The organism is uncultured Nostoc sp. (genome assembly GCF_964245575.1).
In the GTDB taxonomy this organism is placed as follows: Bacteria; Cyanobacteriota; Cyanobacteriia; order Cyanobacteriales; family Nostocaceae; genus Nostoc.
Genome location: NZ_CAXTNP010000300.1, coordinates 1 through 8641 on the forward strand (window position 1 = coordinate 1; position 8641 = coordinate 8641).

Genomic DNA, 8641 nt, shown 5'->3' on the forward strand with positions numbered 1-8641 from the left:
AACTCTACTACATCAGCCCTCTCTCTTCACCCTCTTAATTCTGGCTAAGGTATTGTACAGAAGACGGAATTTACAAGACACAATACGACAATTTGTTTTTAATTCCTTCTGATGACGCACTCGATAACGTACAAGACTATCTTGCTAGTAGTGGAACAGGTGCTTTTACGCTCAAAAAACGCCTAGCTTCAGTCGCTAAACTATTTGACTATTGTATTGTTGACGCTCCTTTGCAGTGATCGCAAATTTGTTTGACAGTGATTGGTGCAAGCGACGCTTTAATGATTCCAATTGAAACTTCTGTTAAAGGCTTACAGTCTCTAATACGCACACTAGAGCTAATTACTGAACTTCGGGATGATCAGGAAGCATTTAATGGTGAAATTCTTGGTGTAATTCCTTTTCGTGATCGATGGGTAGGTTTACGTCGCACAACAGAAAGCGAAAGTAATATTGAGTCAATGAAACAGATAAGTACCCAATGGTTAGAGTCTGATCTGGTACTGCCATCGATTCGAGAGTCAGAAAAGTTTAAACAAGCCATTAATAAAGGGCTGACTTTGCATCAGATGCACCAGGATGACTTAGCATATCCAATTGAAGTAATAGTCGAAAAAATTAAAAGGTTAAAATAAAACGTTATGAGTGACGCTAATGATATTCGCTCTATGCTTACATCTAAATCACGAGTTAAGGTAGCTCCTCGTGATCCATCTTTAAGCAATAAACGCTCTACTCCAGAGAGTAAACCACTGGTTGAAGTTGATGATGAAATACCTGAAACTGAAATAGATACATCTACTACATCTGCTACATCTGAAGATTTATCAGGATTAGAGACAGAACTAAATAACCTGACTACTGTTGGCAAACGCTTGGCTGTTCATTTAGAGCAGGGAATTAGAGAAGATTTAGTTAAATTATGTGATAGCAACGATATTACACCAGAAATTTTAATTGAAGCTGCGATCGCTTTGTTACAAGAAAAACCTAACTTGAAGTCAAAAGTTCTAGCCGATGCCAAAGTACGATTAGCTAAACGCAAACGTGCTGGATTAGTACGGCGTACTTTGGCAATGATGCAAAAATATGGTGGCAGTTAAGTGTGAAACGGATGGCAGAAGCCGCCATACTCAATGTGATCATAGTCTTGGGATTGTGAGCGGAGATCAAAATTTGCTCACTTTATCCCTGTTATCATTCAGTAATTTGATACCGGAGCTTGGATCTCTGTAATTACAAGAAAGTACTGCCCTTGTGTGATCATAGAGAGTGATTCCGGTAAGCCGTTGTCAGCTTACCGCATAACTTACGTCAACTATTCCACATTCCAACCATCAAACAAATTCGGCTGATCTATTCCGTACTGCCGCTGCACCAGCCGCCTCAGTTCTGCCACCGAGTTAGCCGACTTCATCAGAACCAGGACTGATATAACGTGAGGAGATAACCTCTGCTTTGTTTCTTTCGACAGCATTTGGTGTATTATGTACTTCCTCCTCCCGTTAGGCAAAATTGGATTAACGATATCGAGCTTGGCTTTTTCTTCGGGAGTCATCCAGTTGTAGACAAACTCCCAGTAGTACTTACCATTTTGTATGTGCTTTTTATGGAGCTTACTGATTCGAGCCAGATTTTCTTCAAACTCAGTCTCAAAAAGTTTTGTCCAAGGGCGGGGCGTATCTAAGATGCGGCAATCATCGATGTGTCGTTGTTCGACTGTACGTTGTTCACCCCAGACTTGATCGAATCTGCTGATGAGTGAGTCTTCTGGGGAGCAATGCGATTTTGTGGGATGATTCCAAATTGGGTGCGCTCGCTAATCTTCACACTGAGACTAAAAGTCATTTAAACAACTTTTAATTAAAGAATTTGTACTCAAATTTATCTTTTTGAGATATTTCAAAAAGATTTCTAGTCAAGCACTTGAAGCTTATTTAACTCAACTGTCTACGTCAAAAGATAGGAAGACGAGTAATTATTATTACAAGAAAAAATTCTAGTCAGAGTTTCAGGTATAAAATTTAGCCAAATGCTTGAGGATTGATGAAAGACGTGAAGATGGAATGACAAAAGTTATTCCAATTTTTAGCCATCCATTGACATCGCAGATGTAGGATAATTTCTGCATTATCTTGTAAGCAAAATTTCCTATTTCCCTTTATTCTTAAATTGACCACTTGCCGGATTAAACAATCAAAAAGCCCCACTACCAATGGGTAGTTTTTGGGTGGAAATTCGAGCATAATTTAAACGCCCTTCGCGATATGCACGTAAAAGGTAATTTCTCTGGATAACCATAGTTTTACAACGTTCTCCTGTAGCAAGCGAGATAAATTCATCCATCTGCCTAATGATGTTCATGGCATTACCTTTTTTTAAAATTTTTCGTGCTTTAATAAACCAATTCTTCTGCTCGCTGCCTTCACTAAAAGCCACATCAGCAAACTTTTGTAAATGCTCACTAACATGATAAAAATCAAATAATTGATAAGTTGCAGATGGAGATTTCAACTTTTCCAGTAGTGGAGGAATATGTTTCCAAATCCATTCAGCACCATCTGCAATTAATAGAACTTGTTTCGCTTGACTAATTCCCAAACTAACCACATGCATTTCTCAGATTGGTAAAAAGCCTTTATAGTCTTCAGAAGTACCATCATTAGTAATAGGTATCTCATTAGTTTTAACTTTTTTACCCTGTTCATCAACTACATAAATTGTTAATAATTTTGGCTCAACCCATTCTCCAATATACCCATGCCGATTTGTTTTGGAATTTTTCCTACCTTTTTTATGAAGCCGAATTTTACTCCTACCACCATCTACGGCAATTACAACTCTCTGATCTTTAAGGATATTCCCATTAGGTAAATTACCCTGTTGCCGGTTCAATATTTTAGACTGACGTAAGTTTATACCAATTTGACCAAATTTATATGTTAATCGTTCAATTCGTCTTAAACTAATATTAATTCCCCAACTGCTCCGGATTGTATGTGAAGCTTCAAACGAACTAGCAATCGCACCATATTGAGCGATAGTTGACCAGACTAATGGTGTCAATCCTTCTGACATTCCCAACCATTTTAAAAATGGACAGAATCCTTGATTTGGGAATTTATTTTTCTCGTTTACTTTTTCTGCTCTTCTTACCACGTATAGTAATTTGAGAGTCATTAAAACATTTCCAATAGTTAATATTTCTCGTTTTCTCTTATCGTGTTTCTGTGTTTTGGAATGCCACCACCCTTTTGTTTGACTAATGGCTGTTTGATTACCCAACTCTGATTGAGATAGATTATAGAATAATATAGCTATGCATTGACCTGCTAAAACTAACGCAGCTTGTCTAATTTTTTCTTCTCTTTCTTTAACAACTTCTCCATCCCATTCCTCGATATTCGTCAAATCTAAAAGTTTCGTAATATGCTCTTGAAAATCTAATAACGAAAGACTTAAATTAAAATTTGCATATATATATTTTTCCATAAAGGTATATGCTTCCTGTTTCAAAAGTATTGGTACTCAGGAATTTTACCTTTTTTTATGGCTGCAAAAAAAGACTGAACGCTCCTTCTTAGTGAGTTGTCTTATCTAAGTATTATTACTTTATTTGTCGTTATTAATATTTTTTATACTGAGAATGGAATTGGCGCTCGCACCCAATTTGGAATCATCCCACAAAATCGCATTGCTCCCGTCAAACACAGGCTTCGCCAATGCGAAAGTGAAATGTATTGGTATTGAACAATGAACCCTCAAGAAAATGCCGATTTACTTGCTGCTTTAATGCGTCAAGAGGAACTACTGCATCTGTTAGTCGCAGCAATCAATAAACCAAAGTTAGGATTGCACAATGAAGCTGGCAGTTGCAAAATCTACTGCAATCGTCACAATGGTTCGCTGTGGTATACCTTAAACAACAGTGAAGCAAGTGCGATTACCCAAACTGCCTTAACTGGATATCTAAAAGAACTTAAATTCGAGAAGTGTGAGCGCAGAGGAAAGGAAGTTTACAAGTTGCTGATTACAATTCAAGCAGACAGACCCTATATATTAGAAAGTGGGCATGAGACTCACTTTGCTAAATCTGTATTAGCCGCGATGCCTGCGGCAACCCGAAGCGGGAACGCTACTCTTACTCCGCAACAGCTTTACTCTCCGATCACGCTACAGCCTACTCCAGGGACAACCGACGAAAGCGTCTTATTCTGTCGGGTGTGGGTTGGGTCGGAATTAGTCATGGCATCCTACAACGAGCAGACAGAGTGGCGAGAGGTTAGTAAACAGGCGATTGCTGTAACAAAAGCTGCGAATGAGATGGCGTTTTAACGAAGTCGGAAACAGGGTTTGGGCAACTGTAATTAGAAGTTGCTCAAGCTTTATCTACAGCTTGCTGTGCTGTGTACTCACTACTACCAATAACAATAAATGACTACAACAATCGTTCACCCTAGTATCGAAAACTTACAGCAGTTTTCTGACTCATTCGATATTGAGAAACTATTGCAATCTGAAGGGATTCTACCGTGGCTTTTAGCAAATGGCTGGAACTACGACGAGCAATCTTGTTTGATTGCAAATATTATCGATGATCTACAAGCCTGGATCAAGTTTGGGAATCAGACGAGTTTGATTTTACGAATCTGCCTGATGACGAAATAAAAAAACTCAATCAAATCTTTGAGCATTTCTATCTGTAACATTTGTCACTCTCAATCACTAATTAACGCAAAGGTAACAGAAATGTTGACGAAAGAAGAATCAGATTATGCGTGAAAAACTCTACAGTCAGATTTAATCAGCCTGACTGGAGATAAAAATCGATTCCACGATAAATTATGGCACACTTCACTGCTACTGAGATGGAATTAAATTTGATTAAAGTTTACGATCCAACGCTATTAAGCTCTTCAAAAGTTTACCAAATTAACGGTACGCTTTCCCGATATTTGGGTGATGAAGGTACTATACAACATCCACAGTTTCTATTTTTACCTCTGCCAAATCAAAAGAAAAAAGCCAGCTTCCGACTAAACCGAAACAAACTTATGACTCGTTGTTATGAAGTCGAAGGCATGATTTATGAAAAGCCTGTGTTACAGGATAATTCGCAGCAATTTCAGCTATTTTGAGCCATGTCAACACATAAACCGCCAGTCATTAAAAGACCTATTCCGTTACAAAATAGCTCTAGAAAAGTAATCTATAGAGCTACTACAGACATTCAAAAAGTGAGAAATAGCTGCAAAGAAAGCTTCGCTTAATTGAAAGTGAAAATAATGTTTGAGGTGAATAATCATGGTACAAGCAATCGACAACACTATCGCTACAAATTTTCTAATTGATGCAGTAGTCGAGCGCCATAATTTCTCACAGTTAAATAAAACCCGCATTCGCTTGCGTATTCAATTAAAGAAAAGTACAAAGTCTGCCGCTCCTTTCAGAGGCAGATGTGCTAAAAGCTGAAGTGTCTGAAATAGAATCAAACCTTGTGAAAGTTACAAATTCCGAAGTCGGTTTGCGGGGCATTAAGGTATTCAAGAAGTTGGATGAGGCTGCTGCTCAATTGAGCCAAGAGATTGCTTCGGTTCAAGAGTGGATGAGTAGTGATACTGGTGATTGGGTCTGTCCGATTGATTTGGCTCCACTTGTGTGGAATCAGTTAATCAACATTAGAGATAATATCGCCCCTGGACTGCGTAATCAGCTAAAAGTTGATTATGAAGCGGGACTTCTTGATTATCAAGAGCGGATTGATCAGTTCTTATCGCTCCAGACTTGGGAATTATCGCTAGAGAAACAAGCAGATGTCAAAGCCAACTTATTAATGGCTTTCCCCACTCTGACTGATTTAGAAGATTATTTGCAAGTAATCATTGGTCGTCCGGTAATTATCCCTGCCCTATCCGAACAACTCAATCAGCAGCAAGCCGAATGTTTAGACCAGATTACCAAGTTTATTCAACAGTATGACCAAAATCTGGAGCAGCGACTAAGGGAATCGGCTTTGGCTGGTGGTGAACAACTTGCCGCCCAGCTTCTCTCTGAACTAGCCGATTGGGAACCCGGACGTAAACCTATGCAGTTCAAGAAGAAAATGGAACGCCATTTAATGAAGGTTCAGGTACTACTAGCAAATGCTGACTCAGAGGCTGGCAGCAGTTTGCAACAGATGATGGCGCACATTGACTCGATTGTTAATGATCCGGCGATTGAGTCGAAGAATCTTGGTAGTGAGGGGCGCAGTCAATTGCAGCAAAAGATGCAAGAGATTCGTACCAAGCTATTAGATGAACAGCGCAATCTGCAACAGCTTGCAACTGGTGATGTGGGCTTGTCAAAAGCTACCCTTATATCATTTAAGTTTAGGTAAAAAACAGCCTTGGGCGAGGGTAAATTCGCCAAAGACTGAGTACCTTAACGAAAAATGCAATATTCATTTCAAAAAAGAATACCGCACTTCTAATATAGGGACAAAATTCTCATGTCACACTTCTCAACTGTTAAAACCAAACTCACTAACCGCGAATGTCTTATTTTTGCACTCACGGATCTAAACCTATCGCCGCAAGTTCATGAAACAGCACAGCCACTAAAAGGATACTACGGTAACTCTCAAGGGCGAAGTGCTGAAATCATCGTGTCTGGTCGCACCATAAACGCCCGTGCAGACATCGGTTTCAAATGGAATCAGTCAAATGGTCTGTATGAGGTGATACACGATAGCTATGAGACAGTTGCTCGTTTAGGACAAGACTTTTTCACCAATAAGCTAATGCTTGCATACGGACAACGGATGGTTCGTGCCAAAGCCGCCGAGTTACAAGAAAAATTTGGTGAATGTGCGATCGCAGAATCAACCAACGGCACTGTACAAACTTTACGGCTGACTTTTGCCGGACATCAGGAAGTTAAACAATTTGCTAGGAGATAAATATGGAACGTTCAGTTTTGATTCATTTCGACTCGGCTACAGGTGAAGTGAAAGTGGAAGTGGAGGGATTTGAGGGGCTAACTTGTTTATCAGCTACCCAGCCATTTGAAGAAGCATTGGGAGTTGTGGGCGATCGCACTTATAAAGACGAAGCCCAAACCCAACAGAAAAGGACTACGAACAGCAGTCAAACACGTTTACGTCAGTAACTAATACGGGGGAAGAAACTTGATTCCCCCCCTGCAACTCACTATGAATAAATTAGCGAAAGAATATCCTTTCATCCATATATATCCTCAGCAAAAACCACGCCAGCCCGTAATTATCAAAGCCAATAGTGAGGGCTTATGTGTGTTGTTGAATGCCATAGTAACAGCGATCGCTCAATCAGAGCGCAATGGTATGGCTGAGGTTTTTGACGGCGATGCCGAAGTTTATGAAGTGATTGTTCAAGTTGTGAATACTCATAACGAACTCTCTCCAGTTCCTTATCAAATTGAAAAACAATGAAACTCTCAAATCTGCTCTCCACACTCGATTCACAAATTCCCATTGCTGCGCTTGATGTCCTGTCGCCCGATGAAGCGACGATTATTCAGTGGCTGACTACAGAGGCATCGAGCAAGCTCTCAAGTCCAGTGTTCTTCTGGAATCTGGGAGTATCAACCTTGGAGCAATGTTTAATTGCAGCAGATGGGGGATTGGTGTTTAAGCCCGTTGCAGAGTACAAAAGACCTCCACAGGCTGATCCACTACTATTTGTATTCGACTACATTGCTAACTTTAGTGGGAATGGTGTATTTATTCTTGGAGATATTCACCCCTTCATTGCCAAGAACTCACCCCAACTGAGTTGGGAGATTTTATCCAAAGTCAAAAACCTTTACCACAGGTTAAAACCCACAGATAAAGGCATTGTATTGTTGGGTCAGAACATACAACTACACGAATCCCTAGTCAGATTGATTCCTTATTGTGAAGTCCCTTTACCTAGTATTGACCAAATACTTGAACATCTCAATTCTTATTTACATGACTTACAACAATCTGCTACAGAGCAAGAATTAACTTTTACTGTTTCCCTTGAAAATGCTGAATTTGAAACTCTTTCTCGTGCAGGGCTGGGTTTAACTTTAGAAGAAATTAGTGATTTCCTTCGGTTAACAGTCAAAGAAAACTTAACTAATGATGGTGTCGTCGTTGGCGCTGATTTCATCCCCAAAGCCGTCGAGTACAAAACTCGGCTACTGTCTCAAATGGGTATCGAGTTGGGTAAACCTGCGGTAATCCCATTTGGTGGTTTGGATCTACTGCGCGAATGGCTGACTCGTCGGCGGCGGCTATTCACACAAGAGGCACGAAGTCTTAGCTTACCGCAACCCAAAGGGGTGTTACTAGCTGGGCCACCCGGAACGGGTAAAAGTCACTGCGCCAAAAACATTGCTAGTATACTCAATTTGCCACTTCTACAACTCAACATTGCGTCCCTTTTAGGTTCACTCGTTGGCGAATCCGAAGGTAATGTTAAACGTGCATTGAAAACAGCAGAAGCTATTGCACCTTGTGTCTTGTTTATTGATGAGGTCGAAAAAGGACTTTCAGGTCAGGGCGATACAAGCGGTGTTTCCCAACGCATCCTCGGTACTCAATACTGCTCGGTTAAGGAAAATAGAGGGTAAAAACAGAAAAATTATGTTCGCG

The 8641-nt window shown here is 40.1% G+C and carries 10 protein-coding genes and 3 pseudogenes; 11 read left to right on the plus strand and 2 right to left on the minus strand.

The features are described 5' to 3' along the window. Nucleotides 1–92: 92 nt before the first annotated feature. From ACFFAP_RS31995 to ACFFAP_RS32005, 3 genes are read left to right on the plus strand one after another with little or no spacing between them, the layout of a single operon-like run. Nucleotides 93–239, plus strand: coding sequence for a ParA family protein (locus tag ACFFAP_RS31995; protein ID WP_375514992.1), 147 nt, complete (start codon nt 93–95; stop codon nt 237–239). A 42-nt stretch (nt 240–281) separates the two neighbouring features. Next, complete coding sequence (locus ACFFAP_RS32000) at nt 282–635, plus strand: hypothetical protein (RefSeq protein ID WP_375514993.1); 354 nt, start codon at nt 282–284, stop codon at nt 633–635. Between the two features lie 6 nt (nt 636–641). Continuing rightward, entirely contained in the window at nt 642–1103 is a 462-nt protein-coding gene (locus ACFFAP_RS32005; protein WP_375514994.1) for a hypothetical protein, read from the plus strand. A gap of 215 nt (nt 1104–1318) precedes the next feature. Here the strand turns inward: ACFFAP_RS32005 and ACFFAP_RS32010 are convergent, their stop codons facing one another. Then, the gene (locus ACFFAP_RS32010; protein ID WP_375515001.1) at nt 1319–1807 is read right to left on the minus strand and encodes a P63C domain-containing protein; all 489 of its coding nucleotides are present in this window, start codon (nt 1805–1807) and stop codon (nt 1319–1321) included. A 217-nt stretch (nt 1808–2024) separates the two neighbouring features. Then, nucleotides 2025–3492: pseudogene (locus ACFFAP_RS32015) on the minus strand (ISLre2 family transposase). Between the two features lie 261 nt (nt 3493–3753). Between ACFFAP_RS32015 and ACFFAP_RS32020 the strand changes: the two are divergent. The 8 genes and pseudogenes from ACFFAP_RS32020 to ACFFAP_RS32055 form a co-directional block, all read left to right on the plus strand. Next, complete coding sequence (locus ACFFAP_RS32020) at nt 3754–4335, plus strand: hypothetical protein (protein ID WP_375514995.1); 582 nt, start codon at nt 3754–3756, stop codon at nt 4333–4335. A gap of 99 nt (nt 4336–4434) precedes the next feature. Continuing rightward, nucleotides 4435–4668 carry a hypothetical protein gene (locus ACFFAP_RS32025; RefSeq protein WP_375514996.1) on the plus strand — a complete coding sequence of 78 codons (234 nt, stop codon included), beginning with the start codon at nt 4435–4437 and terminating at the stop codon, nt 4666–4668. A 176-nt stretch (nt 4669–4844) separates the two neighbouring features. Beyond that, nucleotides 4845–5138 (plus strand): hypothetical protein, encoded by a 294-nt coding sequence (locus ACFFAP_RS32030; protein ID WP_375514997.1) that lies wholly within the window; start codon nt 4845–4847, stop codon nt 5136–5138. 166 nt (nt 5139–5304) lie between these two features. After that, a pseudogene (locus tag ACFFAP_RS32035) lies at nt 5305–6379 on the plus strand (hypothetical protein). Between the two features lie 111 nt (nt 6380–6490). Next, on the plus strand, nt 6491–6940 hold the full coding sequence (locus tag ACFFAP_RS32040; protein WP_375514998.1) for a DUF1257 domain-containing protein: 450 nt from the start codon (nt 6491–6493) through the stop codon (nt 6938–6940). Nucleotides 6941–6942: 2 nt separating this feature from the next. Continuing rightward, on the plus strand, nt 6943–7149 hold the full coding sequence (locus tag ACFFAP_RS32045) for a DUF2997 domain-containing protein (RefSeq protein ID WP_375514999.1): 207 nt from the start codon (nt 6943–6945) through the stop codon (nt 7147–7149). Between the two features lie 43 nt (nt 7150–7192). Then, nucleotides 7193–7450, plus strand: a complete 258-nt coding sequence (locus ACFFAP_RS32050; protein ID WP_375515000.1) for a hypothetical protein — start codon at nt 7193–7195, stop codon at nt 7448–7450. Beyond that, nucleotides 7447–8583, plus strand: a pseudogene (locus tag ACFFAP_RS32055) (AAA family ATPase); the annotation flags it as partial. The gene ACFFAP_RS32050 and the pseudogene ACFFAP_RS32055, both read left to right, overlap by 4 nt. Between the last annotated feature and the right edge of the window lie 58 nt (nt 8584–8641).